Source organism: Thermodesulfomicrobium sp. WS (assembly GCF_027925145.1).
Taxonomy (GTDB): domain Bacteria; phylum Desulfobacterota; class Desulfovibrionia; order Desulfovibrionales; family Desulfomicrobiaceae; genus Thermodesulfomicrobium.
This window is the reverse complement of sequence record NZ_AP027130.1, coordinates 2,083,369-2,109,532: the sequence shown is the minus strand read 5'-3', so window position 1 is coordinate 2,109,532 and position 26,164 is coordinate 2,083,369. Positions and strand designations below refer to the sequence as shown.

Genomic DNA, 26,164 nt, shown 5'->3' with positions numbered 1-26,164 from the left:
GTCTATTTGTGCGAGGGCGTCCATGCCCGGCAGGGAGAAGAGTATGCGTCAAGATTTTTTGGTTTTTGGATCGCCGCGCATTGAGGCCGATGAGATGGATGCGGTCCTTGCGTGCCTCAAATCCGGCTGGATTGGCACCGGTCCGCAGGTGGCGGCCTTTGAGAGCGAGTTCGCGGCCTACAAGGGGGCGCCTTATGCGGTGGCGGTCAATTCCTGCACCGCGGCCTTGCATTTGGCGCTCCTTGCCGCGGATCTCGCCCCAGGAGACGAGGTCATCACCACGGCCATGACCTTTTGCGCCACGGTCAACGCCATCATCCATGCCGGTGCGACCCCGGTCATCGTGGACGTGGATCCCGCCACCGGCAACATCGACCCCGAGGCGGTGGCTGCGGCCATCACCCCACGTACCCGTGCGCTCCTCCCGGTGCATTTTGCAGGCCGCGCCTGCCCCATGGACCCCCTCATGCAGCTTGCCCAGCGGCATGATCTGATCGTTATTGAGGACTGCGCCCACGCCATCGAAACCGAGTACCATGGCCGTCAGGCCGGCACCATGGGGCAGTTTGGCTGCTTCAGTTTTTACGTCACCAAAAACGTGGTCACCGGTGAGGGCGGCATGGTCATTACCGCGGACCCAAAGGCCGCGGCCCGCATCAAGGTGCTCGCCTTACACGGCATGAGCGCCGATGCCTGGAAACGTTTCGGCGATGACGGCTACAAGCATTACTACGTCACCGAGGCGGGTTTCAAATACAACATGATGGACATTCAGGCCGCCATGGGCCGCATTCAGCTCTCCAAGGTGGAGCGCTATTGGCAGCGACGCGGGGAGATCTGGCAGCGCTACATGGAGGCCTTTGCGGATTTGCCCATCGATCTGCCGGCACCATTGGAGCCGGATCAGCGCCATGGACTGCATCTCTTTACCATCGGCGTGGAGGAGACACGCTGCGGCATTGCTCGGGACGAGTTTTTGGGCGCCATGCGGCGGCAGAATATCGGGGTGGGCGTGCATTATCTCTGTATCCCTGAGCACCCCTACTACCAGGAACGTTTTGGCTGGAGTCCGGATATGGTCCCCAACGCCCGTGATATGGGCCGGCGTACGGTGAGCCTCCCGCTTTCGGCCAAGCTTACGGACGCAGACGTGGACGACGTCATCGCGGCGGTGCGCGGGACCGTGGCGGGGACCAGCGTTCGGTGATCTTTGTGCGGGAGCGGCCTGGCGATGATGGATCTTTCCTCGTGGGATGCGGCCCTGCGCACCGTGGTTTGGCCGAGTGTCAAGCTGGTGGCGGCGGTGGCGGTTGGGGTCTTGGTGGGCAATCTCATCGAGGCTTCGTCCTGGTCGCGCTGGCTTGCCCGCGTGGCGCGGCCTGTGGCCCGGCTCGGGCGCTTTTGTGACATTTCCGCAGCCAGCTTTGCCGTGGCCTTTGTCTCCGGCTACACGGCCAATACCATGCTCGCCTCGGCCTACGAAGAAGGCCGCATCAGTCGGCGCGAACTCATTTTATCTAACTTGTTCAACAGCCTGCCCACGTATTTCCTCCATCTGCCAAGCATGGTCTTTGTGACCGTGCCGCTTCTGGGACGCGCCGCGGTGGTGTATCTGTCCATCACCGTGGGGGCGGCGCTGCTGCGCACATGCGGCATTTTGGGGGTGGCGCGGCTGCTTTTGGGAGGCCTTGGCCGGTGCAGTCTGGAAGAGCCGGCGCTGCCGCCTGCGCCGCAGGACCTCGCCGACGTGGTGCGCGCGGCATGGAAGCGCTTTCGGCGGCGCATCGGCAAGATCGTCGCCATTACCGTGCCGGTGTACCTCGCCTTGCAGGGGCTTACCGCTGCCGGCGTCTTTTCGTGGCTGGAGGCGTGGGCGGTGGAACATCTCGGCAGCGCGCTCGTTCCCCCTCAAGCCATGAGCGTCGTGCTGTTCCAATTGGCCGCGGAGCTTTCCGCAGGCATGGCCGCGGCCGGCGCCTTGCTTGACGCCGCAGCCCTGCCCGAGCGCCAGGTGGTGCTCGCCCTGGTGGTGGGCAACATCGTCTCTTCGCCCATGCGCGCCTTTCGGCACCAGTTCCCGTACTATGCCGGGATCTTTGCGCCGCGTCTGGCGCTGGAGCTCATCGTTGCCAGTCAGGCCTTTCGCGTGCTCAGCCTTGTGGTGTGCGGCGGCATGTATGCCTGGCTGACGGCTTAGCCCTGCGGGGTGTCCAAGGCGACCAGCTCCAGATTTCCCCACGCGCCGAACACGTCACCGCAGCGCACAAGCACCCCCTCAATGCCGATTGCTTCCCACGCTTGCGCCAGGGCGAGGGTTCGATGCACGTGGCGGGGGCTGTGCACCCGATTGGCCAGGGCCGTGGCTGCGGCGTCGGCCAGGGCGGCGTCGGCGGCGCGCACCACCACCAGGTCCGCATCTCCAAAGCTCAGGGAATGGCCGATGCGCGCCGATGAGGCACACAGGGCGCAGGGGAAATCCTTTGGGGTAAGGCGCAGGCCGAGGTGGATGCCTGCGGCCGGATCGTCGAGGATGCCCACCACCCGTTCGGCGCGGGAGATGAGGTAGTTGTCGCCGCCGTTTTCCACGAGCACTTCGGGGCTTTCTTGGTGCAGGGCCTCGGCCACGGCCTGGGCAATGGCCCCGGCCACGGCGGCCATGGGCCCCACGCCCACGGCTTCGGCAGCACGGTACATGCGCCTGACGATGCTCGGGGCGCGCTGGGGACAGGGCAGTGGGGTGAGGGCCGGATAGAACTCCGGGTGGAGCTCCGCCCAGGCCTGGATCTGGCCGCGCAGGCGCCGGATTTCTGCGGCCGCCATGCTGGAGAGGTCCTGGTGGGCGGCGATCCACAGGTCCGATTCCTCGATGACCACTTGGAAGGTGGTGAGATCGTGGGGATGGGTGCGGTAGTTCCGGATCCAGGAATTGGATTTCATGACGGATCTTGGGCGGCGTGCTCCAGAAGGAAGGTGAGCGCGGCTTCGGCGTCCATGGGGCGGCCGAGGCAGTAGCCTTGCGCCAGAGGGCAGCCCAATTGGTGGAGGGCGTCCAGTTGCGCTCGCGTTTCCACGCCTTCGGCCACGGTGGTGAGGCGCAGCACCTGGGCCAGCCCCAAGATGACCCGCACGATTTCCCGATTGGAGGGATTTTCCAGCATGGAGTTCACGAAGGAGCGGTCGATCTTCAGGGTGTCCACCGGCAGGCGGCGCAGGTAGGACAAGGAAGAATATCCCGTGCCGAAGTCGTCCATGCACACGCCGACACCTTCCTGGCGCAGGCGGTGGAGTTTGTGGCTTGCCTGCTCGATGTGTCGCATGATGGCCGTCTCGGTGATTTCGAGCTTGAGGCAGGACGGCGGCATGTGGGCCTCGCGCAGGCTGGTGAGCACCGTGGTCACAAGATTGGGGTGGGCGAGATCCTGGGCCGAGAGGTTGAGGGAGAGGAAGAGGGTCGCCAGTTGCGGATGCTGCTTGCGCCAGGAGGCAAAGATGCGGCAGGCAGTCCTGAGCATCCATTGGGTCAGCTGGGTGATGAGGTTGGCCTTTTCCGCCAGGGGGACGAAGGTGGCAGGTGGGACCGGCCCCAATTGGGGATGCTGCCAGCGCACCAGCCCTTCGAGGCCGACCACCCCTCCGTCAGCCACCTGGACAATGGGCTGGAAGTGGATGGAGAGCCCACCGTTTTCAATGGCCGCGCGCAGGTGGTTTTCCATCTGCATATCCTGCATCACCTGGGCATACATGCGCCGGGTAAAGACTTTGAATCGGTTTTTCCCCGCATTTTTCGCATGGTACATGGCGATGTCCGCATCGCGCAGCACTTCGTCGGCCGATGTGTAGCCGTCGGTATTGAGGACGACCCCGATGGAGGTGGCAGGCTGGTAGGCGTGTCCCTCCAAATCCACCGGCTGGTTCATGGAGCGGAGGATGCGCCGGATGACCGGCACGGCGTCCCGGGGAGACGAGATGTCCGCAAGGAGAATGGCAAACTCGTCGCCGCCCAGGCGCGCCACGGTATCGCCTGCGCGCACCGCTTGGGAGAGGACCCGGGCGATGTGTTCGAGTAAGGTGTCTCCCGCGGCGTGGCCTAGGGTGTCGTTGACCCGTTTGAAGTCGTCGAGATCGAGCATCATGGCCGCGAAACGCCGCTGCCTGCGGGCAAGGGCCTGGGAGAGCCGGTCCAGAAACAAGGTGCGGTTGGGCAGCCCGGTGAGCTGGTCATGGAGGGCCTGGTAGGCCAGTTCTTCCTCGTAGCGTTTGCGCTGGGAGATGTCCTGGTAGAGGAAAAAGGCCCCGGCCACTCGGCCGGCCACCAGATAGGGGTAGCCCAAGATGGCCACGTCGATGCTGTGTCCCATGCGGTGGCGGCGGCTGGTCTCCACATGCACGTTGGCCCCTGCCAGGGCCCGCTGCACGAGGGCGGCGTGTTGCGCCTGGTTTGCCTCGTCCACGAGCACGGCAAAGGCGCCCGCGACCTCTGCGGCCTTGAGGCCGAAGAGATGGAGAAACGCGGCGTTGGCGGCTTGCGGCTGGCCTTGGGGGTCCAGCATGAGGATGCCGAGCGGCGCATTGTCGAAGAGCTGCTGAAACTTGTCTTGCGTCGCCGCCAGTTGTTCCTGGAGTTGGAGATGCGTTGCCGCTAGGGTCAATTGGTCGGCGACTTGGTCCAGCAGTCCGCCGGCAGCCAGCAGCCGGCCTGCCTGGGACAGGCACAGGGCCACTGCGCCGGAGAATTGTGCCGTCGCGGGCAGGGGCGCGGCCATGACCCAGCCGTCGGCCAGGAGCGCCGCTTCGGTGCTGCGGCCGAGGGATTCCGCCTGATCCATGGCAGCTCTGGCCCGCTGGGCGAATCCGCTGTGGGCGCCCTGGCAGAAGAAGCGCTCGCCTTCGTTTTCGGGGCGCAGACGCAAGGCCACGTCCGTGAGCGGCAGCTGCCGGGAAAGCACACCCGCCACAGCTTGCGGCAAGGCGTCCAGGCTGCCGAGGTCCGTGGTATGTCGAGAGAGCTCGTAGAGGATGCGGGCGCGCACGATGTCCCGTTTATGGCTCGTGATATCGCGGACCGATTCGATGGCCCCGGCCACCTTCCCCGAAGAGTCCCGCAGGAGGATGGCTCGGGCCCACACAAAGGCCCCGGCGCCTTGGCGCAGGGCCGGGGCGAACACCTCTGCGGTGAGCAGGTCCTCTTCTTCGTGCAGTTCCGGGTACTGATGGCGATCGGGAAGGGAGGGATCGAGCAGCAGGTCCACGAGGATAGGGCGTGTATAGCCGTAGAAGGGGATCGCGTAGCATCGCCCCCCCTTGCCCAGAATCTCCACCGCGGGCACGTGCGTGAGCGCCTCCATGGCCCGGTTCCATGCCTGCACCCGGCCTTCGTGGTCGATGACCATGGTGGGGTCGGGCAAAAATTCGATGATGCGGGAGAGCCGTTCTTGGGTCTCGCTGAGGCGCTGACTTTGCTCGGCGAGCTCTTGGGTGGCCAGGCGCAGGGACTGGGTTTGGAGGGCGATCTCTTCTTCCAGGTGGAAGTAGGCATTGCTGACGGCTTCGGCGAGGGGGGCAAGCTTGGGGTCGAGGGACTCTGCCGAGAGGCCGAGGTCACGGAGTTGGCGGGCGAGGAGGCGGTGCATTAGCGTGGGCGGAGGGCCGTGAGGCAGATGGTTTGATTGCGGAAGGAGCAGGGCGCGGCGGCGATCTCTCCGTAGGAATACCAGCCGGCCATGGGGACACCCAGCGTGGCGGCCACCTCGGCGGGTTCATCCTCGGCCAGGGGACCAAGGACATGGCGGCGCGCCACACAGCTCACCATGAGGGCCGCGGTGCAGCCTTGCGGGATTTGCCTGGCCGCAGTGCGCGCTGCGTCCAGGACGTCCCGCATGGAGGCGTGCATGAGCCGCACGGTACTGCCTTCGGGGATGGCGGTGGTAAAGAAGAGTCCGTGGCGCTCGGCGTCTACGGCGATGAGACTGCGCAGCGCGGGCGCCCCTCCTGGGGCGGACACCAGGAGGGGAAAATGGTGTCCGCTGGCAGGCAGGTCTGCCGCATGGGGGCCGAGATAGCGGGCGTAGAGGGAGAGCGCTGGTTCGTCGTCCAATTGGAGAACGAGCCTCCCTTCGGCCTTGGTGACCGTGCGGGGCGGCCCCATGGGCTGCCAGCCGCATCCGGTGGCGAAGACTGCCGCTATTTGGGGCGGCAAGGCCATGGCCACCAGGCCGTCGGTGAGGATTTCCGTATCCTGGAGCAGGACGGTGCGCTGAAAGCGTTCTCCGTCCGCAGCCATGCCGCCGACGATGGTGGCGTGGGGGAGCGTCTCGCAGAGGGCGCGGGTGAGGCGTTCCCCGTCGAGGTGGAGTCCTTCGGCCATGATGATGATCGGGCCTGTCGGAGCTGGGCCTAGGGCATCGGCCAGCTTGCGGGCAAGGGTCCATTCCGAGGCTAACCCCCGGGCTCGAACATGGACGGCGCGTGTCTTTTCCGGGAGAAACCAGAACACGGCGAGGATCCCGTGGCTGTGAAGGCGGCTTCCTTCAATCATGCCTGCGGTGGAGCAGCCAAGAATCGGGACAGTTGGGTAGCGTCGCCGAAGGGCAGCGGCGGCGTCCTGGACCATGGCGTCCGGGACTTCTGCCCACCAGAGGAGGATGGCGGAAGGAGGCTTTTGCGGCAGGTCGTACCAGTCTGCGGAGTGCGTGTGGCAGGTGCGGAACATCAGTCTTGCCAGTGAGCGTGGATGGCGCGGATTTCCTCGATGTGCTGGAAAAAGGCGTCGACGATGGCCGGGTCGAAGTGGGTGCATCGACCTTCGGCAATGATGGCCAGGCAACGCTCCTCGGGAAAGGCAGGCTTGTAGGGCCGTTCGCTGGAAAGAGCGTCGTAGACGTCCACCAAGGCCACGATGCGCGCCTCTATGGGGATGTGCTCGCCTTTGAGCCCCAAGGGGTAGCCAGAGCCATCCCAGCGTTCGTGGTGCAGCAGGGCGAGGATGCGGGCCAGGTGCAAGAGTTCGTTGTCATCGGGGTCGGTCTCGTCGAAGTGCAGGCAATGCTTCCGAGCCTCGTCGCGGCTTTTCAGGCTGGAGAGGATCTCACAGCCGTAGAAGCAGTGGCGCTGCATGATGGCCCATTCTTCGGGGTCGAGTTTGCCGGGCTTGAGGAGGACGGCGTCCGGGATGCCGATCTTGCCGATATCGTGCAGCGGGGCGCAGTCGCGCAGCATCAGGCAGCGTTCCTCGGAAAGCCCCATGGCCCGACCGAGGACCGCGCTGATTTCGCCCACGCGCATGACGTGGTTGCCGGTTTCGTTGTCTTTGTATTCCGCAGCACGGCTCAGGCGCTGCATGATCTGGCGGCGGGTACGCTCGAGTTCACGGGTGCGCTGGGTCACGAGCTCTTCCAGATGTTCTTGGTGGCGACGGTTTTCCCGCAGGAGTGCGGCCCGCTCCATGACCTTGTTCAAGGTGTAGAGCAGAAGGTCGAAGTTGCGGATGGGTTTGGTGATGTAGTCCCACGCGCCCAGACGCACTGCACGCAGTGCCTCTTCCACAACTCCGACGCCGGAGATGACCACCGTCGGCATCTCAGGGTGACTGCGACGCGTGGCCTCGATGACCGCATAGCCATCCAGCACCGGCATGTTGAGGTCCACTAAGGCCACGTCCACGGGTGTGGTGGCAAGGATCTCCAAGGCCATTTGGCCGTTTTCCGCTTCCAGCACCTGGTGGTCCAAATCTTCCAAGTAGGCGCGCACGGAGCGGCGTAGGGCGGGTTCGTCGTCCACGACGAGAACGCGCATGAGACCTCCTTAGGCTGGAGTGAGCTCGAGGGCAGCAGGAAGTTCCAGGAAGAACTCCGCCCCCTGGCCTGGCGTGGATTCGGCCCACAGTCGGCCACCGTGGTTTTGGGCAATAAAATAAGACACCGCGAGCCCAAGCCCAGTACCGTGGCCTGGGGGCTTGGTAGTGAAAAAGGGCTCGAAGATACGGGGCAGGATCTCCGGGGGGATACCTGGGCCGTTGTCGGCAATGCGGATGCGTATCGTCCCCTCGTGGTAGCTGGTGGTGATATGGATGCGCGGGCCTTCGGCGGGCGGGGCCTCGTGCAAGGCGTGGGCTGCGTTGCGAAGCAGATTGAGCATGATCTGTTCGATTTCCGTCTGCGTGACGAATACTGGCGGCAGCGCTGGGGCGTAGTCGCGTTCGATGGTAATATGTCGGAAATCATAGTGTTTTTTGAGGTCATAGTCCTTGCTGGCCAGCGCAATGGCGGTTTCCAGCATGTCATGGACGGCGCATATACTGCGGCGAGATTCACTCCTACGGCCGAAATCGAGCATGGTGCGTATGATGCTTGCCGCTCGGCCGCCAGCATCGCGGATGTCGGCAAGAAAGCCAGGAATACCCCGAGCCGTGATGTAGCGGTGCACGTCGTCCAGGACCACGCCGAGTTCTTCGGCCACGTGGCGGTTCTTGGGAAAATCTGGGCGCAGCCGCAGCTCGGCGTTTTGGGCGCTCTGCAGAATGATCCCCAGCGGATTATTGATCTCATGGGCAATGCCTGCGGCAATGCCGCCCAAAGAGAGCATTTTTTCCGTTTGCATCAGAAGTTCCTGAATGCGGTGGTGTTCGGTCATGTCGCGCAGGGCAAGCAGCATATGCGTTTCGTCGTGGAGCACAAGGGGGCAGGCGGTGATGGAGAGCGACATGGAGCTAGCGTCCGCACGAATGCCTTGGGCATCCTGACGCACGGTTTCCCCGTGATCGAAGACTGCCGTGCAGAGGGCGGCGCGCAATTCTCCAGGGAGGATGCGGACCTCGTCCAGGATTTTTGGGGGGACCGTGGCACCAGCAGTGAGCTGCGTAAAGGTCGCATTGGCATGGAGAATGGTCTTGTGGCGGTCTATCAGGGCGAGGGCCTCGGGGGAGAGGTGGAAGACTGTGGTGAAAAGCCGTAGCGCATCTTCGCGTTCTTGTTGGGCAAGGCGCTGTGCCGTGATGTCGCGAAAAAAGATGCCTGCGAGATCCGTGTCCACCGGAAAGGCGATGACGGTGTAGAAGTGCTCTTGGTTCAGGCGGTTGACGTAGCGGAAGTCCTCCTCGATGTGCGGGGCGTGTTGGTCGAGCACCTTGTGGAGGAGTGGGGCAAGCTGGGTGGATGCCAGGCGTGGAAAGGCCTCGAAGAGGGTTTTGCCCAGCACGGTGTGAGAGTCCACGCCGATGCTTTCTGTGGTAGCGGGATTGGATTCTTCGATGAGGAAGACCTGGTCTTGCGTGCGGCGGAAAAGGGCAAAGGCCATAGGCACATGCTCGAGTACGGCCTGCAGGCGCCGCTTGCTGCGCATGAGCTGCTGCCGGGTTTCCTCCTGATCGTGGATGTCCAGGTGAACACCCACCACGTGGGTGGGTGTGCCGGCGGCGTCGCGCGTGAGGGCTTGGGCGAAACTTGAGATCCAGCGCCAGGAGCCATCGTTTGCGCGCATGCGGAATCGGGCGGTGTATCGTTGCACGCTGGGATCTTGGAGAAAACGGAAGAATGCGGCCTCTGCGTGGGGCAGATCCTCAGGGTGGACGAGGTGTTGCCATTGGGCATAGCCGTTGCTTTCCTTTTCTGGGGGCGGGTAGCCGAGCATGCGGTACCAGGAGGAGGCGGAGTGCTGCTCAGTGCCGGTGGTGAGGTCATGCTCCCACACTCCGGCCCCGGTGGCCTCGAGGGCGATTTCCAGACGCCGGAGTGCGGCCTGCCCCTGGGCGTGAGCAGCCTCGAGTTCCCGCATGCGGGCGCGCAGCCGTCGGGTTAGAAAAAGGGCCGTGGCGGTAAGCACCAGGAGGATCCCTGTGCCCGCGGTAGCTGCAAGGATGAGGGCGCGGCGTACGGCAGGGTCCATGGGGAGCTCGGCAGGAAGCCAGCGCTGCCGCAGCGCCTGCCATTCTTCCGGGGAGATGGATGCCAGCGTCTTGTCGAGGATGCTTGCCAGAAGCGGCGCATCCCGGCGGGTGGCGAGGCCGAGATCTACGCGGTGATCCAAGAATTGGGCCATGCGCAGGGTGGTCATGCCCAGGCGATGGATGACATCGGTCGCCACCGCGGTGTTGTGGATGGCGGCGTCGGCCTCTCCAAAGGCCACTTTCATGAGCGCCTCGGCGACGGTGCCTACTTCGATGAAGCGGGCGTAGTCGTCGGGGAGGCTGCGGCGGACCTTCACCGAGCCCGCATAGTTGCGGACAAGGGCGATGGTGCGGCCGCGTAAGGATTCCATGTCCGACCAGGGACTTTCCTTGCGCACGATGATCCCGAGGGGCAGGGAAAGGTAGGGCTTGGTGAAGAGGAGAAACTGCGCGCGCTCTGGGGTGAAGGCAATGCTGGTGACGATGTCCGCCTCGCCCTGGCGCATCCTTTCCAGGGCCTCGGTCCAGGTGTTTGGGGCGACGAAGCGCAGGTGCACCCCGATGCGCTGCTCCACAAGCTCCATGAGCCCGCGGGTAAAGCCCTGCAACTCTCCGTTTTCCAGATATTCGAAGGGCGGATAGTTGCGGTCGAAGACCACGGTGAGGGTAGGGTGCTGGAGCAGATAGGCCTTTTCTTCCGCGGAGAAGGAGAGCTTTTGCGCCCAGCACAGAGCAGGGGCGAGCAGGCACAGGAGGACGAGGAGGGTGATGGACCGCATGGCTATTGAGGCGTACAGACCGCCACATTGGCGGTGATGGAGCAATTGATGGTCACGCCGTCGTAGTTCTGCTGGCAGGGCACTGAAAGGGTGGTGGTGCCGTTGGCGACATAGATGGAGACGGTGCAGGTCAGGAGATTTCCGCTCATGTTGGAGCAGGTGTAGTTTTGGATGCCATCGATGACTTCTTGACTGGCGGCCAGCATCATGCAGGAGCGCAGGTCGCTTTGCGCCCGGGCGAGCGCCCCCTGAATGCGGTATTTGACCAGTTGCGGGATGGCAATGGCCGCGAGGATGCCCACGATGGCGACCGCCACCAGAAGTTCCACCAGCGTAAATCCTGCCTGCCGCATACGGCCTCCTTGGTTTTCATCTCCATGCCACAAGGTTGGGCGTAACGCTAGCAGTTTTCGGCAAACGGCGGTTTGCCGAGGGAAGCAAAATCATGGCCGTAGTTGCGCGGTGATGGTGCCAAGAAGCATGAGACCGCAGCCGAGCATGGCCCGCAGGGTCATGGTTTCTCCCAAAACAGCCCAGCCGCCCAGGGCGGCGAACACCGCCTCCAGGCTCAGGATGATGGCCGCCGGTGCTGGTCTCGCGTGGCGCTGGGCAATGACCTGCAGGGTGTAGGCGACCCCCACGGAACCGAGGCCGCCGTAGAGAATGGGGATCAGCCCTTGGCGCAGTCCATGGAGGGCGATGGTTTCGGTAGCCAGCGCCCCGGTAAGGCTGATGAGACCGCAGGTGAGAAACTGGATGATGGAAAGGATGACCGCTTCTCCGGCGCGAAGTCCTGCGCTGAACCTACCGATGGCCAGCACGTGCACGGCCCAGAACACGGCGGAGAAGAGAACGAGAATATCGCCGCGGCTCATGGAGAAATCTTCGGTAACGGAAAGCAGATACATGCCGGTGAGGGCCAAGCATGCGCCCACCCAGGTGCCGAGTCCGGCGCGCTGGCCAAAAGGGTAGCCCAGAACCGGCACGAGGAGGACGTAGAGGCCAGTAATGAATCCCGCGTTACCGGCGGTGGTCCAGCAGATGCCCAATTGTTGGAGCCAGGCGCCGAGAAAGAGCACCACTCCGAGGACCATACCGCGGCGAAGCATCCAGGGGACAGGCAATGCCCGCTCCCCCAACCCCCAGGCTAGGGGGATGAGGGTGAGGCCGCCCAAAAGGAAGCGGATCCCGTTGAAGGTGAGCGGCCCCATGAAGTCCATGCCCACCCGTTGGGCAGTGAAGGCAAATCCCCAAATAAGGGCGGTGAGGCACAAAAGGAGGTTGGCAGTGGCTTCCTTGCGGTGCATGGCGTCTCCCTGACGGAACAACGGGGCGAGATTTCTCGCCCCGCTGTCGGATGTGGATAGGGGTGTTTGTCCAAGGCGTATCTAGCGTCGTCCGCCGCCGCGAGGCCGCCCGCCGCTGCGCGGGGCTTGGCGCTCCACCGGGTCTGGGGCTTCGCCCGCGGCCTCTTGGAGGATGGCCTTGCGGCTGAGTTTGATGCGTCCCGAAGGTTCGATGTCGATGACCCGCACGCGGATGGCATCGCCTTCGCGCACCACGTCCGTAACGGTCTGGACTCGGGCGCGGTCCAACTGGGAGATATGGCACAGGCCCTCCAGGCCGGGTAAAATCTCCACAAAGGCGCCGAAATCCATGACTTTTTTGACGATGCCGTCGTAGTCGCGGCCCAGTTCGGCCTTTTGATCGTAGAAGAGCACCATTTCCCGGGCCTTGGCCAGGGTTTCCTGGTCCGGGGCGAAGATGCTCACCTTGCCGGAATCGTCGATGTCGATGTCCGCCTGGGTGGCCTCGCAGATGGCCTTGATGTTCTTGCCGCCCGGGCCGATGAGCTCTCGGATTTTGTCCGGAGAGATGTGGACCGTATCCGTCTGGGGCGCAAAGCGGGAGAGTTCGCCCCGCGGGGCGGGCAGGACTTTGGCCATGGCATCGAGGATGAAAATGCGGGCCTCGCGCGCCTGGGCCAGGGCCTGGCGCATGACTTCCGCCGGGATGCCGGCGATCTTGATGTCCATCTGGATGGCGGTGACGCCGTCGCGGCTGCCGGCCACCTTGAAGTCCATGTCGCCGAGGTGGTCCTCATCCCCGAGGATATCGGTGAGTACCAGATAGCGGTCGCCTTCCTTGATGAGTCCCATGGCGATGCCCGCCACCGGGGTGGTAATGGGCACGCCTGCGTCCATGAGAGCGAGGCAGCCGCCGCATACTGAGGCCATGGATGAGGAGCCGTTGGACTCCATGATGTCCGACACCAAGCGGATGGTGAAGGGGAAGGAGTGTGGGTCTGGCAAGATAGGAGCGAGGGCCCGTTCCGAGAGGGCGCCGTGGCCGACCTCGCGTCGGGAGGGGGCACGCAGCGGTCGGGCCTCGCCCACGCAGTAGGGCGGGAAATTGTAGTGCATGAGGAAACGCTTGGCCACGTCGCCGCCTAGGGTCTCCAGTCGCTGCTCGTCCCGGGAGCTTCCTAGGGTGCAGGTGCACAGCGCCTTGGTCTCGCCGCGGGCAAAGATGGCGGAGCCGTGGGTGCGGGGCAGGACGCCCACTTCCATGGTCAGGGGCCGTACGGTGGTCAGGTCCCGGCCGTCGATGCGGCGGCCTTCTTCGAGGATGCGGCGGCGCACCAATTCCTTCTCCAAGGCTTCCAGGATTTCGCCTACCCGCGCCAGTCGTTCCGGGGTTTCGGCAAAGCGTTCCCGCAGGGCGGCAAGGATGGTCTCCTTGGCCGCGGCCTTGGCCTCCTTGCGGGCGAGCTTGGTCGGCACGCGCAGGGCCTCGTCCAGGGGGGCGATGGCCACTTCCCGTACTGCGGCCTCCAGTTCGGCGTCGTGGACCGCTTCCGGAACCACAAACTTGGCCCGGCCGCGTTCCTCACGCAGGGACTCCTGGGCATCGAGGAAGGGGGCAAGCTGGCTGTGTCCCCAGGCGATGGCCTCGGCGAGCACGTCTTCGCGGATGAACTGGGCCCCGCCCTCCACCATGACGACAGCGTCCCGGGTGCCGGCCAGCACCAGATTGAGGGTGCTGGCAGCCATCTCCTTGGTGGTGGGGTTGAGGATGAAGGCGCCGTCTTTTTGGCCGATGCGCACCGCAGCCATGGGGCCGGCAAAGGGGATGTCCGAGATGTGCAGGGCCGCCGAGGCCCCCAGCATGGCGAGGATGTCCGCCGGGTGTTCGCGGTCCGAGGAGATGACCGTGGCGATGATTTGGATCTCGTGATTGATGGTTTTGGGGAAAAGCGGCCGGATGGGGCGGTCCACGAGGCGGGAGATGAGGGTCTCATGGTCGCTGGGGCGGCCGATCTCCCGGCGGAAGTAGCTTCCGGGGATGCGGCCTGCGGCGTAGAGCATTTCCTGGTAGTTGCAGGTAAGCGGCAGGAAGTCCACGGCGCGGTCCAGGGCCTGATGGGTGGCGGTGACGAGCACGATGGTGTCGCCCCAGCGCACGGTGACCGCGCCGCTGGCTTGCAGGGCCAGGCGGCCGTGTTCGATGGTGATGGACCCATCTGCCCACGAAATGGTGCGTGTGGTCGTGGAAAATCCAGACATGATATACTCCTCAAGGGGTTGGCCCTCCCCTTGCGGGTTTGGTGATGCGTGCAGAAAACGACGTTTCGCTTCCTGAACAGCAACACGAAACCCTGGGGCGGGAGGGCAAAGGGCGGGGGGGAGCCCCGCCCGTGGGGTTACTTGCGCAGACCGAGCTTGGTGATGATGTCGCGGTAGCGCTGCACGTCTTTGGAGCGCAGGTAGGAGAGCAGTTGCTTGCGTTTGCCGACGAGTTTCAAGAGCCCTACCCGCGAATGATGGTCTTTGGGATGACTTTTGAAGTGCTCGGTGAGGTAGTCGATGCGCGCCGAAAGCAGGGCGATCTGGACCTCAGGGCTGCCGGTATCGGCTTCCGACTTTCCGAATTCCTTGATGATTTCCGCTTTTCGTTCCGGTGTCAGGACCACAGCGATCTCCTTCTATTTGGTTAGGGTGATGGACCATGGAACTGGGCCTACCATAGGCCGCGCAGCACACGCCATACCACCGTCTTCCCGTGGATCTTGGCCTGCATGAGGGCCAGGGCCGCGCCGCTGGAATCCAGCATGAGGGCCTTGTCCCCCGGGGCCGCCGTCACGCCGGGAAACATCCCGGCAGGCAGCATCTGTCCCTGGCGCACCAGCGTGGCTTGCGCCTCGGTGGCGGTGAGGCGCGGCCAATGGGGCAGGGCATCGGCCAACGGGATGACCAGGCGGCCGAGGTCCTCGCCTGCGGCGAGGATTTCCTCGAGGCTCAAGGCCTGATCCAGGGTAAATGGATGGCATGCCTCGCGTTCCAGTTCCTCGAGCACGGCGCCGCACCCAAGCCGCATCCCCAGGCTGTGGGCCAGGGACCGAACATAGGTGCCGGTAGAGCACGTGACTCGAAATTCGACCCGCGGCAGGTCCACGCGCAGGACCTGGGCGGAAAAAATGGTAATGGGCTTGGTCTTGGCAGGCGGGGTAATGCCTTGGCGCACCAAGAGGTATCCGGGTTTGCCTCCGTGTTTGGCCGCGGATACGGGCGGCACTTCCTGCTCGGTGATCTCAGTCCAGGAGAGGATGAGACGACGCACGGCATCGGAATCTACGTGCTGCCACGGCGCCTCGGACGTCACCGTGCCCTCGCGGTCGTAGGTATCGGTGGTCCGGCCAAGACGCAAGACCCCGCGGTAGACCTTGGTGCCGGTGTTGAGGTGTTCGGCGAGTTTGGTCCCATGGCCGAGGAGCACCACCAGGACGCCGGTGGCCATGGGATCGAGGGTCCCGGCGTGGCCGATCTTGCGCTGTCCCAGGCGTTTGATGCGGTTGGTGACCTGGGCCGAGGTGAGCCCCGGAGGTTTGGCGACGATCAGGATGCCGTGGTGCTGCATGCCTTCTCCAATTCCGCCGTGATTGCAGGGGTGAGGGTGCGGATGGCCTCGTCCATGTCCGTGGTGGCGAGATTGCCGCCGGCAGCATTGCGGTGCCCGCCGCCGCCAAAGCGGATGGCGACGGCCTGGACATTGATCTCGCCCTTGGAGCGCAGGGAAAATTTGATCCGGTCGCGCTCTTCCCGCAGGCTCACGGACACCAGGACGCCGCGGATGGCCAGCCCTTCGTTGACGAGCCCTTCGGTGTCCTCGGGGGTGGTGCCGGTGCGGGAAAAAAGCTCTTGGGTGAACTGGAAGAGACAGATACGGCCGTCGCCGAAGAGCTGGGCCTTTTGCATCACCTCCCCGCGCATCTGGATCTGCGCCAGGGTGCCGGTGGAGTGCTTGCGTTCGTAAAACGGGCCGGGTTTGAGGCCTTGGCGCAGGATCTCCGCCGCCATCTCCAGGGTTTGGGGCCGGGTGTTGTTGTAGCAAAAATCGCCGGTGTCCGCAGTCAGGGCCAAGTACAGGGCCTCGCCCAGGGCGCCGGCAAAGGGGATGCCAAAGACCCGGGCGAGCATGCCCACCATCTCGCCGGTGGCGGCCATGCGCTGATCCACCCAATTGTAGGTGCCAAAATGGGAATTGCCCAGGTGGTGGTCCAGATTGATGATGGGCAGCGTGGTGAGCCAGGGCTGGATGGTCTCTCCCGGGCGACGGACGTCGCCGCAATCGAGCACGATGATGGCCTCGGGCTTGTGGGCCGGCAGCGTGGAGACAATGGCCTCGCCCCCGGTGATCCAGTCAAAGCGGCGCGGCAGCCCGGATTCGTTGTACACGACGACCTCTTTGTGGAGCGCGCGCAAGATATTGCCCATGGCGAGCATGGAACCGATGGCGTCTCCGTCGGGATTGACATGGGAAGTGACGAGGAAATGGTGGTATTGCCGGATGGCGTCAGCGATGGGGTGCAGCGGGGGGATCATACACCATTTCCTCCAGGAAGGTATCCCAGGTAAAGCGCAGGTCAGGGACCGCGCGCAGCCGCAACTCTTGGCCGAGACGCAGGCGCAGGAACCCTTTTGCCCGGTTGAGCCCTTGGGCCGTGCGGGCTTCCACCGCGCGGCCTTCCACGTGGGTGAAGAGCACCTCCGCGATGCTGAAGTCCCGATTGAGGCGCACGCCGGTGACCGTCACCAAGCGCACGGCCGGATCTTCCACCTCTTCCACGAGGATGCGGGCAAGGACCTGCAGGATTTGGTCGGCCATTTGTATGGCACGGCGGCTTGTGGCGCGGTGCATATCAGTCTCCAAAAATTTCGATGTCTGCGGCGATGAGCTCTTCACTGGTGGCAGCTTCGACCATGGCCACGGCCTTGTGGAGCAGCCCTTGGGCGTGGGTGGCGTCGCCGCTGACCGTGACCACCCCAAGCACCAAGGACCCATGGCTGTCCTGGGAATCTGTCTCCGCCACAGCGACATTGAACTTGTTGCGCAGCTTCTGCTTGAGGCTGGCGGCGATACGGCGTTTCTCCTTGAGGGAGAAGACGCCGTGCAAACGGAATTCCAAACGCAGCGCCCCAATGTACATGGCTTATTCGATGGTGCGAGCCTCTTCCACCTGTTCGAAGGCTTCGATGACGTCGCCCACTTTGATGTCGTTGAAGTTCTCCAGGCCGATGCCACATTCGTAGCCTTTGGTCACCTCCCGGGCGTCTTCCTTGAAGCGTTTGAGGGATGCGATGCGGCCCGTGTACACCACCACGCCGTCGCGCAGCAAGCGGGCACCGGCGTTGCGCTTGATCTTGCCGTCGCTCACCATGCAGCCGGCCACCGTGCCCACTTTGGGGACGGAGAAGGTCTGCTGCACGTCGGCCTGGCCCAGGTAGACCTCTTTGATCTCCGGCGAGAGCATGCCGGACATGGCCGCCTTGATGTCATCCACCAGCTTGTAGATGATGTCATAGAAGCGGATGTCCACCTGTTCCTGCTCGGCGATCTCTTTGATCTTGGCCGTGGGCCGCACATTGAAGCCGATGACGATGGCGTTGGAGGCCGAGGCCAAAAGGATGTCGGACTCGGAAATGGCCCCGGTGCCGGCGTGGACGATGCCGATCTTGATCTCGTCGGTGGAGAGCTTGCGTAGGGCGTCGGCAATGGCTTCTTGAGAACCCTGGACATCGGCCTTGAGCACGATGTTGAGGCTTTGGGCCTCCCCTCCCGCCTTGGCCGCCAAAAAGCTCTCCAGGGTGACCTTGGATTCCTTGGCCAGCTCGCGCTCGCGCTGCTTCATACGCCGTTCTTCCGCAATGCGGCGGGCGACTTTTTCGTCCTGCACCACCACGAATTCGTCACCCGCCTCGGGCACGCCTTCCAGACCCTGGAGTTCTGCCGGCATGGAGGGGCCGGCCACCTTGATGCTACGGCCCTGGTCATTGAACATGGCCCGCACCTTGCCGCTGAAAAGTCCGCACACAAAGGCGTCGCCCTGGCGGATCTGGCCTTCCTTCACCAGGATGGTGGCCACCGGGCCGCGGCCTTTGTCCAGACGCGCCTCGATCACGTGGCCGCGTCCAGGCTTGTCGGGATTGGCCCTGAGCTCCAGGACTTCGGCCTGCAGCAGGATGAGTTCCAGGAGTTCGTCCAAGCCGATGCGTTTTTTGGCCGAGACATGGGCGAAGATGGTGTCGCCGCCCCAGTCTTCGGCGAGAAGGCCCAAGTCGGCGAGCTCGCGCTTGACCCGGTCAGGGTCCGCACCGGGCTTGTCGATCTTGTTGACCGCCACCACGATGGGCACACCGGCGGCCCGGGCGTGGTTGATGGCCTCGCGGGTCTGCTCCATGACGCCGTCGTCCGCAGCCACCACGAGCACCACGATGTCCGTGACCTGAGCGCCGCGGGCGCGCATGGTGGTGAAGGCCTCATGACCCGGGGTGTCCAGGAAGACCACTTCGCCCCGGGCCGTGCGCACATGGTAGGCGCCGATGTGCTGGGTGATGCCGCCGGCCTCTCCCGAGGCCACGTTGGTCTGGCGGATGGCGTCCAAGAGGGAGGTCTTGCCGTGGTCCACATGCCCCATGATGGTCACCACAGGCGGCCGGGGCTTGAGGGACTCGGGGGCGTCGACTTCTTGGGGCACAAGGAACGACTCCTCGGAGAAACCCACCTTTTCCACGTCATACTGGAACTCTGCGGCCACCAGCGCTGCGGTCTCGAAATCCAGGGATTGGTTGATGGTGGCCAGCACGCCCATGCCAAAGAGGGTCTTGATGAGCTCTTGGGCCTTGACGCCCATTTGATGGGCCAGGTCGCTCAAGCGGATGCTTTCCTCGATGCGGATCTTGCGTTTGGCCGCTTTGATGGGCTGGGACACCGGGCGGCGCTCCGACTGCCGCTTGGCTTCCGCCCGCTGCGCCTTTTTGCTCTTGGAGAGGATGGCGGCTTCCTGCTTGTCGTAAATATCCCGAGCCTCCACGGTGCGGCGGCCTTTTTTCTTCTTTCCGCGGCCATCACGGCTGGGGGTGTCGCTCGGCGGGGCCGCTGGCGCAGGGGCTGGACGCGGCTCAGGCCGGGGAGATGCCTGGGGAAACTCCACCACCTTGGGTCGGGAGATGACCTTGACGGCCACCGTGGGCGCCGCGGGCTTGCGGCTGCGGTCCTTGGAGCGTTTGCGATCGTCCTTCTGGGGGGCTTCCTTGCCCTCGGGCTGGGGCGCCAGCACAGGCCGACCGTCGGCGGATGCCTCGGGGGAGGCGATCATGGTGTCCTCGGAGGAAATCTCGGCAGCGGTCTCGGTGGCGACCACGGGAGCAGTCTCGGAAGCGGCAGGGACCGGGGAGGCCGGTTCTGATACCGCATCGCTCTCGGGGATGGTGGCGGCAGGTGTGGCTTCGGCTTGGGGCGCGGGCTGCGGCTCCGGCTTGGGGGTTGCGATGATGCGAGCCCGGGTCTCCTCAGGACGACGGGCCTTACGGGCGGACTTTTGCGGCGTGAGATCCGAGCCCTCAGGGGCTTGCGGGGCCTCCTGGGTGGCCGGAGCGCCCGCTTCCGGCGTTTGGTCGTCTGCTTGGGCGCTGCTGCGCGTCGTCCGCCGACGGCGCACGACCACTTCCCCTGCCACACGGGTCTCCACCGGGGCGTTTTGGGATGCTTCGTAGCGTTTGCGTACGGCCTCCACCTGTTCTTCCGTGAGGCCGCTCATCTGGGTTTTGGCCTCGATGCCCAGCTCATGGACAATGCGCATGATCTCCCGACCTTGTGCGCCGAGCTCGGCCACCAAATCCCGAATCCGCATTTTCGTGCTCATGCCCTCTCTCCCTTACATTTCATGCGCCAGCCGCGGTACGAGGCCACACGCTCCTGACATTTCGCGTTGCCGCAGACGTAAAAACCGCGGCCTGGCTGCCGGCCGCTCGGATCTGGCACCAATGCGGCGCCCCCTGGCGGCGGGCAGAGATATCTCTGCATACCATCTTTCTCAAACCGCTGCCGGCAGATGACACAGGTGCGAACCGGGCGGTGTTTGCGAGGAAAATCATTCGTGGAGTGCTGTTCCACTCTCGGCCTCATGGTCGTGGGCCTGGACCTTGGGCGACAGGAGGTTGATGGCGGTGCGTAAAATCCCCACCGTGTCTTCGTCCACCCCGCGAATGCGCATCAGGTCCGTATTTTCCGCTGCAGCCAGAGACTCCAGAGAGTCAAATCCCGCATCCAGGATGTCGGCCAGGGAAATTTGCGCTGCGCTCGCCACCTGTTCCAATTGCTGGCGATTTTTGTACATCTGGTTGAAGCGGGTGAGCGAATGGATGTCGATCTTCCAGCCCAGGAGCTTGGCCGCCAGTTTCACGTTTTGGCCCTTTTTGCCGATGGCGGGGGTCAGCTGGTCATCGGGGACGACCACCTCGAGGGTCTTTTCTTCGTCGTCCACGATGATCTTGGCGATGCGCGCCGGGGACAGGGCGTTGGCCGCATAGGTGGCGATATCCGGACTCCAGAGGACGATATCGATGCGCTCGCCGCGCAGCTCCTGCACGATGTTGTGGATGCGCGACCCCCGCACCCCCACACAGGCCCCCACAGGATCCACATTGGAATCTTGCGACAACACCGCCACCTTGGCCCGCAGTCCCGGATCCCGGGCGACACTCATGATGTTCACCGTGCCGTCGGCGACCTCAGGCACTTCGCGGCGGAACAAGGCCACCATGTAATCGGGGTGGGATCGGGAAATGATGATCTGCGGGCCGCGGCCTTCCTTGCGCACGTCGATGATGAGGCCTTCCACCCGGTCCCCCTGGCGGAAGTGTTCGCGGGGGATTTGCTGCTCCTTGGGGAGCAGGGCCTCGGTGCGGCCCAGGTTGACGATCCAGCCGGCACGGTCGCGGCGCTGGATGATGCCGCTGACGATCTCGTTTTTGCGATTTTTGTATTCCTCGTAGATGATTTCCTGTTCGGCGTCGCGCATGCGCTGGATGAGCACCTGTTTGGCGCTTTGCGCGGCGATGCGGCCAAGGTCTTCCACGTGCAGGCGAAAGCCCATCTCGTCGTCCAGTTCCACGTTGGGATCGTGCCGGCGCGCCTCTTCCAAGGAGATTTCGTTGTCCGGGTCGCGGACCTTGTCCACCACGATCTTGAATTGGAAGACTTCGATGTCGCCCGTCTCCTCGTTGAAGGTGACTTCGATATCGAGGCCGTCCCCATATTTTTTGATGACCGAGGCCCGGATGGCTTCTTCGAGGGTATCGATGAGGAGGTCGCGGTCGATCCCTTTGTCTTTGCTGATTTGGTCGATGACTTTTTTCAGTTCGAGATTCATGCGGTAGTCTCCGTGGAAAAGGCGGGCGAGAGGTCGTACACCAGCTGGACCTTGGCGCAGGCGGGCCAGGGCAGGCGGAAGATACGATCGTTTTCCGCCAGGACAAGGGTATCGTCCTCCAGCGCTTGGAGAACTCCCTGGAAATTTTTGCGGCCGTCCATGGCTGCACGCAGACGCACCCGGATGGTGGCCCCCACAGAGGAAGCGAGCTGCTCGGGGTGGAAAAAGAGCCGGTCAAGGCCCGGAGAAGACACTTCCAAGGTATAGGCCCCGGGGATGGGGTCTTCCACGTCCAAGGCAAGGCTTAAGTGTTTGCTTACGGCCTCGCAATGCTCGATGGTCACCCCGCCGGGGGCGTCGACGTAGACGCGAACCACAAGGCGTCGCGAGCCGCCGCCAAATTCGATCCCCCACAGGGAGATCCCGTGGGCGAGGCAGGCGGTTTGGGCCAAAGAGGTGATATGGGTGCGCAGGGCAGTGGTGTCCATGGTCATGGGGCGGTCGAGAAAAAAAGAAGGTGGACCGAAACCGGGCCCACCCTCATCGGTTCTCCGCGCGGTCGCGGACGGATACATGAGGTGTGGAGCGGGTGACGAGAATCGAACTCGCGACACCAAGCTTGGGAAGCTTGTACTCTACCAATTGAGCTACACCCGCTCGGAAGCGAAGGCCTCTTTGCCCCAAATGGGCCGTGGCCGTCAAGATGTTTCCTGGCTGCGGGCTAGGGCAATCGCATCGAGCCTCCGGGCACGCCCTCGAATATATTCTCCAATGCGATTGTCCTGCATGCTCGAACCGGGGAGGAGGTGCTTTCTCCTTCGACGATGGCCATGGCCACAGCGTGCTGTCGGCTATGGCTGATGGAAAGGTGCAGGGCGGAGCCACCGAGTTGCCGGAATCGTTCATGCGCCGCCCCGAAGAGGAGTCCGTGGGGGGCGCCGCTGGGGGTCGAAACAACCGCGAAATCGTGGAAGCCGATGCCTTGGGTAAATCCTGTGCCCAGTGCCTTGACCAGGGCTTCTTTAGCCGCAAACCGCCCGGCTACGTAGGTTGGAGTCAGAGTATCCCGCATTTCCTCGGGTCGGAGGATGCGTTGGGCGAAGCGTTCTCCCAGCCGCTCCATGGCCCGGGCGATGCGGGCGATCTCCACCACGTCCACTCCAAGGCCGAGGATCACGCGTGCCTCCTCTGGGCTTCCTCCAGCACGATGCGCGCTGCGCGTTTTCCCGCGCCGCCGCCACCCAGGAGTTCCGGCAGGGTGCGCAAACGGGTACGCACGGTTTCTGCGCATTGGGGCGTGTCCAGCCAAAGCGCCAGGTGTGCTGCCAATGCGGCGCTGTGGGCCTGATCTTGAAGAAGCTCCGGGAAGACTTCGGCGCCCAGCACGAGATTGGGCAGGGAGATGAAAGGTACCCGCACCACGCGCTTGCCCACCGCATAGGTGAGGGGCGAAAAACGGTAGGCCACCACGGTGGGGACGTGGAGCAGGGCGGTCTCCAGGGTGACGGTGCCCGAGGCTGCCAGGGCCAGCTGGCACGAGCGGATCCCTGGGTAGCGCTCTGCGGCGGACACCAGGCGCACGGCAGGGCCGCCTTTCCAGAGATTGCGCACCATGGCTTCGGAGATGCCCGGGGCCACAGGGAGGAGAAACTCCAGGCCCGGGTAGCGGCGAGTAAGGAGCCGGCATGCCTCGGCAAAGGTGGGAAGCAGGGCGGTGAGTTCTCTGCGGCGGCTTCCGGGCAGCACGGCGATGCGTCCGGGGACGGGGGGGATGGCCATCACCTCGGGCGTGCAGACTGCGTCCACGAGGGGGTGGCCCACAAAATCCACCTCCATACCGAAACGGGCGTAGAACGCGGACTCGAAGGGCAGGATGGAGAGGATGCGGCGCACGTGTGTTTTGAGGAATCGGGCGCGGTTTTCCCGCCAGGCCCAGAGCTTGGGGCTGATGTAGTATACCGATGGAATGCCGAGTTTTTTGGCCATGGCAAGGAGGCGGAAGTGGTAGTCCGGGGCATCGATGACCACCATGAGGTCCGGGCGCTGTGCGGCAAGCTCCCGGCGGGTACGGCGCAGGAGTTTGACGATGGTGCCTGCGTGGGCCAGGACCTCGGTGACCCCCATGACGGAGAGGTCTTCGGTGGCAAGCAGCGGCTTCACCCCGGTGGCGCGCATGGCCGGCCCGGCCATGCCGAAGAGTCGGGCCTGGGGGCAGAGACGGAGGATCTCCCGCGCCAGAAGTCCGCCGTGGACGTCGCCGGAGATTTCACCGGCATTGATCCATATGTTGGGCATAGAAAGTACGGCCCGTGCACTCCACGGGCCAAGGGACTATTTGTCGATGACTTCGCAGGTGGGGTTGGGGCACCACCATTCCTCGTCACTGCCTTGGATGGCGGGCACTTCCTGGGATTCCAGCATGGCGGCCGTGGAAGCGTCGAGCTCCTGAAACTTTTGGCCATGGAGGGCGGGCTTGGCATCCTCGCTCAGGGCCTTGGGGGCCTTGGCTGCTGGGATGCTCATGGGGGTCTCGGTGGTGGGTTTGTCGGTCATGGTCTTCCTCCCGGGTTGGAATATTTGGTCTTCAAAGTAGGGCTCGAGGAAGTTTTTGGCAAGACCGTGCCTTCTGCGGCAAGGAGCATCATGCCGGCGAGGATGCTTCCCATACCCATGAGCTGGCCAGGGCTTACGGGCTCGCGCAGGAGAAAGATCCCCAGGGCTGTTGCGGTCAGTGGCTCCAGAAGCGAGATGGTGACCGCAGTGGCCACCGGGGTGCTCGTGAGCCCGCGCGAGAAGAGGACGTAGGCCAGGGCGGTGGCGGCAACCCCGAGGTGCGCCATGGCAGCCATGGAGCGGAGCTCCCAGAGCCAGGTCATATCGAGAATTCCCAGCAGTGGGGCAAGCAGCACTGCGGCGATGCCGAAGACGCCGGCCATGGCGGTCTCCGGCCGTCGATCCCGAAGGATGCTTTTGCAGGCGGCGCAGTAGAGGGCATAGGAGAAGCCTGCCCCGAGGGCGAGCGGCATGCCGGCCCAGGAAATCTCCCCCGCATGGGAAGAAGTGAGGAGCGCGCAGCCACAGACCGCCAGGGCCGTGGCGGGATACCAGGGCCAGGCCGGCCGCTCTCTATGGAGCACAAACCCGAGGATACCCGCCGCCACGGGCGCGCTGCCGATGGCCGTGACAGTGCCTGCCGCTACCCCCATGGTCTTCACCGCCGCGAAAAAGCTTACCTGGTAGAGGGCGACCCCGAGCCCGGCCAGCAGGGTTGCCCGGCGGGGCCAGGGACGCAGAAGCCCGGGGCGATCGGCGAACATGGCTAGACCGAGGAGACAGGCCGCCCCGATGAGCAGGCGTATGGCCCCGACTGCTAATGGATGCGCTTGCGTGGAGGCCAGGGCCTGGGCCGTGCCCGTGGTCCCCCAAAGGATGGCCGCAAGGGCGATACTCAGGCGGGGCATGGGCAGAGCGCTTGGGCGAGGAGGGCGCGGGCCTGATCCCCGGGGAAGGTGGCTTGGGTCCAGCGGGTGAACTGGGCCTGGGCCTGGGCCACGAACATGGCCAGACCCGAAATGGTGGCGCAGCCGCTTTTTTGGGCGTGGCGCACAAGCCGCGTGGGATCCGGGGTGTAGACCATGTCGTACACCGTGGCCGCGGCCGGGAGTGCTGCCTCCCAGGGCGAGCAGTCTTCCTGGGGGCCGCGCATGCCCAGTGGGGTGGCGTTCACCAGGAGGTCGAAATCGAGGTGCGTGCGTTTTTCCCAGGGGACGGCCTCGGCTCCCAAGTCCGTAGCCAAGGTTTGGGCGCGGGCGAGGTTTCTGGCCGTGACCGCCACCTGCCAGCCGCGCTTCCGAAGTCCGTACACCGCAGCCCGGGCCGCGCCCCCGGCACCGAGCACCAGGGCCCGGCCTGGGGAAAGCTCGGCGATGGGGGCCATGAAGCCGGTGACATCGGTGTTGTCCGCCACCAGTCTGCCCTCCGCCCACAAAAGGGTGTTGGCCGCGCCTATGGCCTTTGCCTCCGGGGTCACTGCATCCACACGGCGGAGAATGGCTTCCTTATGGGGGATGGTGACACTCACCCCATGGATGGGCAGCAGCCGCACCGCCTGGACAAAGGCCGCGAGGTCGTGGGGCGCGATGTCCCAGGCGTGGTAGGCCCCACAGAGCCCTGCGTGGCGCAGGGCCCAGTTGTGGAGCCGGGGACTTAAGGAATGCCCCACGGGATGACCGACGACACCCAAAAGCAGCATCAGCGCTTCACACAAGCCGCGCCTGCGCGCAGGGCCTCGACGTTTTTGGGGATCAGGTGGCTGTAGTGGCTGGAGATGACCGAAGAGAGGCTGGCCTCCACCACGTCCAAGGGCACGACCCCCGTGGCGGCCACGTAGGCGCCGAGGGCCACCATGTTGGCCATGCGCGTGTTGCCGATGCCGTCGGCGATCGCATTGGCCGGCACTCCGATGACCCGCACCCGGGAGGCATCGGCGGTTTCTTCCGGCACCAGCGAGGTGTTGAGCACCAGAATGCCGCCGTCCACCAGCCGGGGGGCGAACTTGGTGAGCGAGGGGCCGTTCATGATGATGAGGCTTTGCGGGGTGTGGATGATGGGCGAGCCGATGGGCTCGTCCGAGAGCACCACGGTGCAATTGGCCGTGCCCCCGCGCATCTCGGGGCCATACACCGGGATGTAGGTGACTTCCAGGCCGTGGTGCATCCCCGCATAGGCGAGGAGGTTGCCGATGAGCATGACTCCCTGGCCGCCGAAACCGGCGATAATGGCATCCATGTACAT

At 64.3% G+C, this 26,164-nt stretch carries 25 protein-coding genes and 1 tRNA gene; 2 read left to right on the top strand and 24 right to left on the bottom strand.

Annotated features, from left to right (window positions below; all coding sequences use genetic code 11):
* The first annotated feature begins 43 nt into the window (after nt 1-43).
* Together QMF81_RS10120 and QMF81_RS10115 are read left to right on the top strand one after the other, a co-directional pair.
* Nucleotides 44-1,207 (top strand): DegT/DnrJ/EryC1/StrS family aminotransferase, encoded by a 1,164-nt coding sequence (locus QMF81_RS10120; RefSeq protein WP_281750681.1) that lies wholly within the window; start codon nt 44-46, stop codon nt 1,205-1,207.
* A gap of 24 nt (nt 1,208-1,231) precedes the next feature.
* On the top strand, nt 1,232-2,197 hold the full coding sequence (locus tag QMF81_RS10115) for a hypothetical protein (RefSeq protein WP_348772174.1): 966 nt from the start codon (nt 1,232-1,234) through the stop codon (nt 2,195-2,197).
* Here the strand turns inward: QMF81_RS10115 and QMF81_RS10110 are convergent.
* The 24 genes from QMF81_RS10110 to QMF81_RS09995 form a co-directional block, all read right to left on the bottom strand.
* Nucleotides 2,194-2,937 carry a UPF0280 family protein gene (locus QMF81_RS10110; protein WP_281750680.1) on the bottom strand — a complete coding sequence of 248 codons (744 nt, stop codon included), beginning with the start codon at nt 2,935-2,937 and terminating at the stop codon, nt 2,194-2,196. The genes QMF81_RS10115 and QMF81_RS10110 overlap by 4 nt on opposite strands.
* Nucleotides 2,934-5,630 (bottom strand): EAL domain-containing protein, encoded by a 2,697-nt coding sequence (locus QMF81_RS10105; RefSeq protein ID WP_281750679.1) that lies wholly within the window; start codon nt 5,628-5,630, stop codon nt 2,934-2,936. The genes QMF81_RS10110 and QMF81_RS10105 overlap by 4 nt, the downstream gene beginning before the upstream one ends.
* The gene (locus QMF81_RS10100) at nt 5,630-6,709 is read right to left on the bottom strand and encodes an FIST N-terminal domain-containing protein (RefSeq protein ID WP_281750678.1); all 1,080 of its coding nucleotides are present in this window, start codon (nt 6,707-6,709) and stop codon (nt 5,630-5,632) included. Before QMF81_RS10100 ends, QMF81_RS10105 begins: the two co-directional genes overlap by 1 nt.
* Nucleotides 6,709-7,791 (bottom strand): HD domain-containing phosphohydrolase, encoded by a 1,083-nt coding sequence (locus QMF81_RS10095; protein ID WP_281750677.1) that lies wholly within the window; start codon nt 7,789-7,791, stop codon nt 6,709-6,711. The genes QMF81_RS10100 and QMF81_RS10095 overlap by 1 nt, the downstream gene beginning before the upstream one ends.
* A gap of 9 nt (nt 7,792-7,800) precedes the next feature.
* On the bottom strand, nt 7,801-10,659 hold the full coding sequence (locus QMF81_RS10090; protein WP_281750676.1) for a transporter substrate-binding domain-containing protein: 2,859 nt from the start codon (nt 10,657-10,659) through the stop codon (nt 7,801-7,803).
* Between the two features lie 2 nt (nt 10,660-10,661).
* The gene (locus tag QMF81_RS10085; protein ID WP_281750675.1) at nt 10,662-11,012 is read right to left on the bottom strand and encodes a prepilin-type N-terminal cleavage/methylation domain-containing protein; all 351 of its coding nucleotides are present in this window, start codon (nt 11,010-11,012) and stop codon (nt 10,662-10,664) included.
* Nucleotides 11,013-11,102: 90 nt separating this feature from the next.
* Nucleotides 11,103-11,966, bottom strand: coding sequence for a DMT family transporter (locus QMF81_RS10080; RefSeq protein WP_281750674.1), 864 nt, complete (start codon nt 11,964-11,966; stop codon nt 11,103-11,105).
* Nucleotides 11,967-12,047: 81 nt separating this feature from the next.
* The gene (pnp, locus tag QMF81_RS10075) at nt 12,048-14,225 is read right to left on the bottom strand and encodes a polyribonucleotide nucleotidyltransferase (protein WP_281750673.1); all 2,178 of its coding nucleotides are present in this window, start codon (nt 14,223-14,225) and stop codon (nt 12,048-12,050) included.
* Nucleotides 14,226-14,362: 137 nt separating this feature from the next.
* Nucleotides 14,363-14,632, bottom strand: coding sequence for a 30S ribosomal protein S15 (rpsO, locus tag QMF81_RS10070; protein ID WP_281750672.1), 270 nt, complete (start codon nt 14,630-14,632; stop codon nt 14,363-14,365).
* 47 nt (nt 14,633-14,679) lie between these two features.
* A complete protein-coding gene (gene truB / locus QMF81_RS10065; protein ID WP_281750671.1) occupies nt 14,680-15,576 on the bottom strand; it encodes a tRNA pseudouridine(55) synthase TruB in 897 nt (298 codons plus the stop codon).
* Nucleotides 15,555-16,541 (bottom strand): bifunctional oligoribonuclease/PAP phosphatase NrnA, encoded by a 987-nt coding sequence (locus tag QMF81_RS10060; protein WP_281750670.1) that lies wholly within the window; start codon nt 16,539-16,541, stop codon nt 15,555-15,557. Before QMF81_RS10060 ends, truB begins: the two co-directional genes overlap by 22 nt.
* Nucleotides 16,513-16,857, bottom strand: coding sequence for a 30S ribosome-binding factor RbfA (gene rbfA, locus QMF81_RS10055; RefSeq protein WP_281750669.1), 345 nt, complete (start codon nt 16,855-16,857; stop codon nt 16,513-16,515). The genes QMF81_RS10060 and rbfA overlap by 29 nt, the downstream gene beginning before the upstream one ends.
* 1 nt (nt 16,858) lies before the next feature.
* A complete protein-coding gene (locus QMF81_RS10050) occupies nt 16,859-17,146 on the bottom strand; it encodes a DUF503 domain-containing protein (protein ID WP_281750668.1) in 288 nt (95 codons plus the stop codon).
* Nucleotides 17,147-17,149: 3 nt separating this feature from the next.
* Nucleotides 17,150-19,861, bottom strand: a complete 2,712-nt coding sequence (infB, locus tag QMF81_RS10045; protein ID WP_281750667.1) for a translation initiation factor IF-2 — start codon at nt 19,859-19,861, stop codon at nt 17,150-17,152.
* Nucleotides 19,858-20,124, bottom strand: coding sequence for a DUF448 domain-containing protein (locus tag QMF81_RS10040; protein ID WP_281750666.1), 267 nt, complete (start codon nt 20,122-20,124; stop codon nt 19,858-19,860). The genes infB and QMF81_RS10040 overlap by 4 nt, the downstream gene beginning before the upstream one ends.
* Nucleotides 20,090-21,370: a transcription termination factor NusA gene (gene nusA / locus QMF81_RS10035; protein WP_281750665.1), complete on the bottom strand. Its 1,281-nt coding sequence runs from the start codon at nt 21,368-21,370 to the stop codon at nt 20,090-20,092. The genes QMF81_RS10040 and nusA overlap by 35 nt, the downstream gene beginning before the upstream one ends.
* The gene (gene rimP / locus QMF81_RS10030; protein WP_281750664.1) at nt 21,367-21,864 is read right to left on the bottom strand and encodes a ribosome maturation factor RimP; all 498 of its coding nucleotides are present in this window, start codon (nt 21,862-21,864) and stop codon (nt 21,367-21,369) included. Before rimP ends, nusA begins: the two co-directional genes overlap by 4 nt.
* A gap of 87 nt (nt 21,865-21,951) precedes the next feature.
* Nucleotides 21,952-22,027 (bottom strand) — tRNA-Gly (locus QMF81_RS10025).
* 64 nt (nt 22,028-22,091) lie between these two features.
* Nucleotides 22,092-22,547: a holo-ACP synthase gene (acpS, locus tag QMF81_RS10020; RefSeq protein ID WP_348772173.1), complete on the bottom strand. Its 456-nt coding sequence runs from the start codon at nt 22,545-22,547 to the stop codon at nt 22,092-22,094.
* On the bottom strand, nt 22,544-23,665 hold the full coding sequence (gene lpxB, locus QMF81_RS10015; RefSeq protein ID WP_281750663.1) for a lipid-A-disaccharide synthase: 1,122 nt from the start codon (nt 23,663-23,665) through the stop codon (nt 22,544-22,546). Before lpxB ends, acpS begins: the two co-directional genes overlap by 4 nt.
* 36 nt (nt 23,666-23,701) lie before the next feature.
* A complete protein-coding gene (locus tag QMF81_RS10010) occupies nt 23,702-23,923 on the bottom strand; it encodes a hypothetical protein (protein WP_281750662.1) in 222 nt (73 codons plus the stop codon).
* Nucleotides 23,920-24,831, bottom strand: a complete 912-nt coding sequence (locus QMF81_RS10005) for an EamA family transporter (protein WP_281750661.1) — start codon at nt 24,829-24,831, stop codon at nt 23,920-23,922. The genes QMF81_RS10010 and QMF81_RS10005 overlap by 4 nt, the downstream gene beginning before the upstream one ends.
* Complete coding sequence (gene aroE / locus QMF81_RS10000) at nt 24,819-25,637, bottom strand: shikimate dehydrogenase (RefSeq protein WP_281750660.1); 819 nt, start codon at nt 25,635-25,637, stop codon at nt 24,819-24,821. Before aroE ends, QMF81_RS10005 begins: the two co-directional genes overlap by 13 nt.
* Nucleotides 25,622-26,164: a 2-oxoacid:acceptor oxidoreductase family protein gene (locus QMF81_RS09995; RefSeq protein WP_281750659.1), complete on the bottom strand. Its 543-nt coding sequence runs from the start codon at nt 26,162-26,164 to the stop codon at nt 25,622-25,624. The genes aroE and QMF81_RS09995 overlap by 16 nt, the downstream gene beginning before the upstream one ends.

Bases quoted from the DNA above. Each gene is read 5' to 3' on its own strand.
- QMF81_RS10095 (WP_281750677.1), bottom strand. From the start codon at position 7,791: ATGCGCGTTCTCGTCGTGGACGACGAACCCGCCCTACGCCGCTCCGTG.
- QMF81_RS10105 (WP_281750679.1), bottom strand. From the start codon at position 5,630: ATGCACCGCCTCCTCGCCCGCCAACTCCGTGACCTCGGCCTCTCGGCA.
- rimP (WP_281750664.1), bottom strand. From the start codon at position 21,864: ATGACCATGGACACCACTGCCCTGCGCACCCATATCACCTCTTTGGCC.
- nusA (WP_281750665.1), bottom strand. From the start codon at position 21,370: ATGAATCTCGAACTGAAAAAAGTCATCGACCAAATCAGCAAAGACAAA.
- QMF81_RS10005 (WP_281750661.1), bottom strand. From the start codon at position 24,831: ATGCCCCGCCTGAGTATCGCCCTTGCGGCCATCCTTTGGGGGACCACG.
- QMF81_RS10010 (WP_281750662.1), bottom strand. From the start codon at position 23,923: ATGACCGACAAACCCACCACCGAGACCCCCATGAGCATCCCAGCAGCC.
- QMF81_RS10050 (WP_281750668.1), bottom strand. From the start codon at position 17,146: ATGTACATTGGGGCGCTGCGTTTGGAATTCCGTTTGCACGGCGTCTTC.
- QMF81_RS10090 (WP_281750676.1), bottom strand. From the start codon at position 10,659: ATGCGGTCCATCACCCTCCTCGTCCTCCTGTGCCTGCTCGCCCCTGCT.
- QMF81_RS10115 (WP_348772174.1), top strand. From the start codon at position 1,232: ATGATGGATCTTTCCTCGTGGGATGCGGCCCTGCGCACCGTGGTTTGG.
- QMF81_RS09995 (WP_281750659.1), bottom strand. From the start codon at position 26,164: ATGTACATGGATGCCATTATCGCCGGTTTCGGCGGCCAGGGAGTCATG.
- QMF81_RS10110 (WP_281750680.1), bottom strand. From the start codon at position 2,937: ATGAAATCCAATTCCTGGATCCGGAACTACCGCACCCATCCCCACGAT.
- QMF81_RS10085 (WP_281750675.1), bottom strand. From the start codon at position 11,012: ATGCGGCAGGCAGGATTTACGCTGGTGGAACTTCTGGTGGCGGTCGCC.
- truB (WP_281750671.1), bottom strand. From the start codon at position 15,576: ATGCAGCACCACGGCATCCTGATCGTCGCCAAACCTCCGGGGCTCACC.
- pnp (WP_281750673.1), bottom strand. From the start codon at position 14,225: ATGTCTGGATTTTCCACGACCACACGCACCATTTCGTGGGCAGATGGG.
- lpxB (WP_281750663.1), bottom strand. From the start codon at position 23,665: ATGCCCAACATATGGATCAATGCCGGTGAAATCTCCGGCGACGTCCAC.
- QMF81_RS10120 (WP_281750681.1), top strand. From the start codon at position 44: ATGCGTCAAGATTTTTTGGTTTTTGGATCGCCGCGCATTGAGGCCGAT.
- QMF81_RS10080 (WP_281750674.1), bottom strand. From the start codon at position 11,966: ATGCACCGCAAGGAAGCCACTGCCAACCTCCTTTTGTGCCTCACCGCC.
- QMF81_RS10100 (WP_281750678.1), bottom strand. From the start codon at position 6,709: ATGTTCCGCACCTGCCACACGCACTCCGCAGACTGGTACGACCTGCCG.
- QMF81_RS10040 (WP_281750666.1), bottom strand. From the start codon at position 20,124: ATGAGGCCGAGAGTGGAACAGCACTCCACGAATGATTTTCCTCGCAAA.
- infB (WP_281750667.1), bottom strand. From the start codon at position 19,861: ATGAGCACGAAAATGCGGATTCGGGATTTGGTGGCCGAGCTCGGCGCA.
- QMF81_RS10060 (WP_281750670.1), bottom strand. From the start codon at position 16,541: ATGATCCCCCCGCTGCACCCCATCGCTGACGCCATCCGGCAATACCAC.
- rbfA (WP_281750669.1), bottom strand. From the start codon at position 16,857: ATGCACCGCGCCACAAGCCGCCGTGCCATACAAATGGCCGACCAAATC.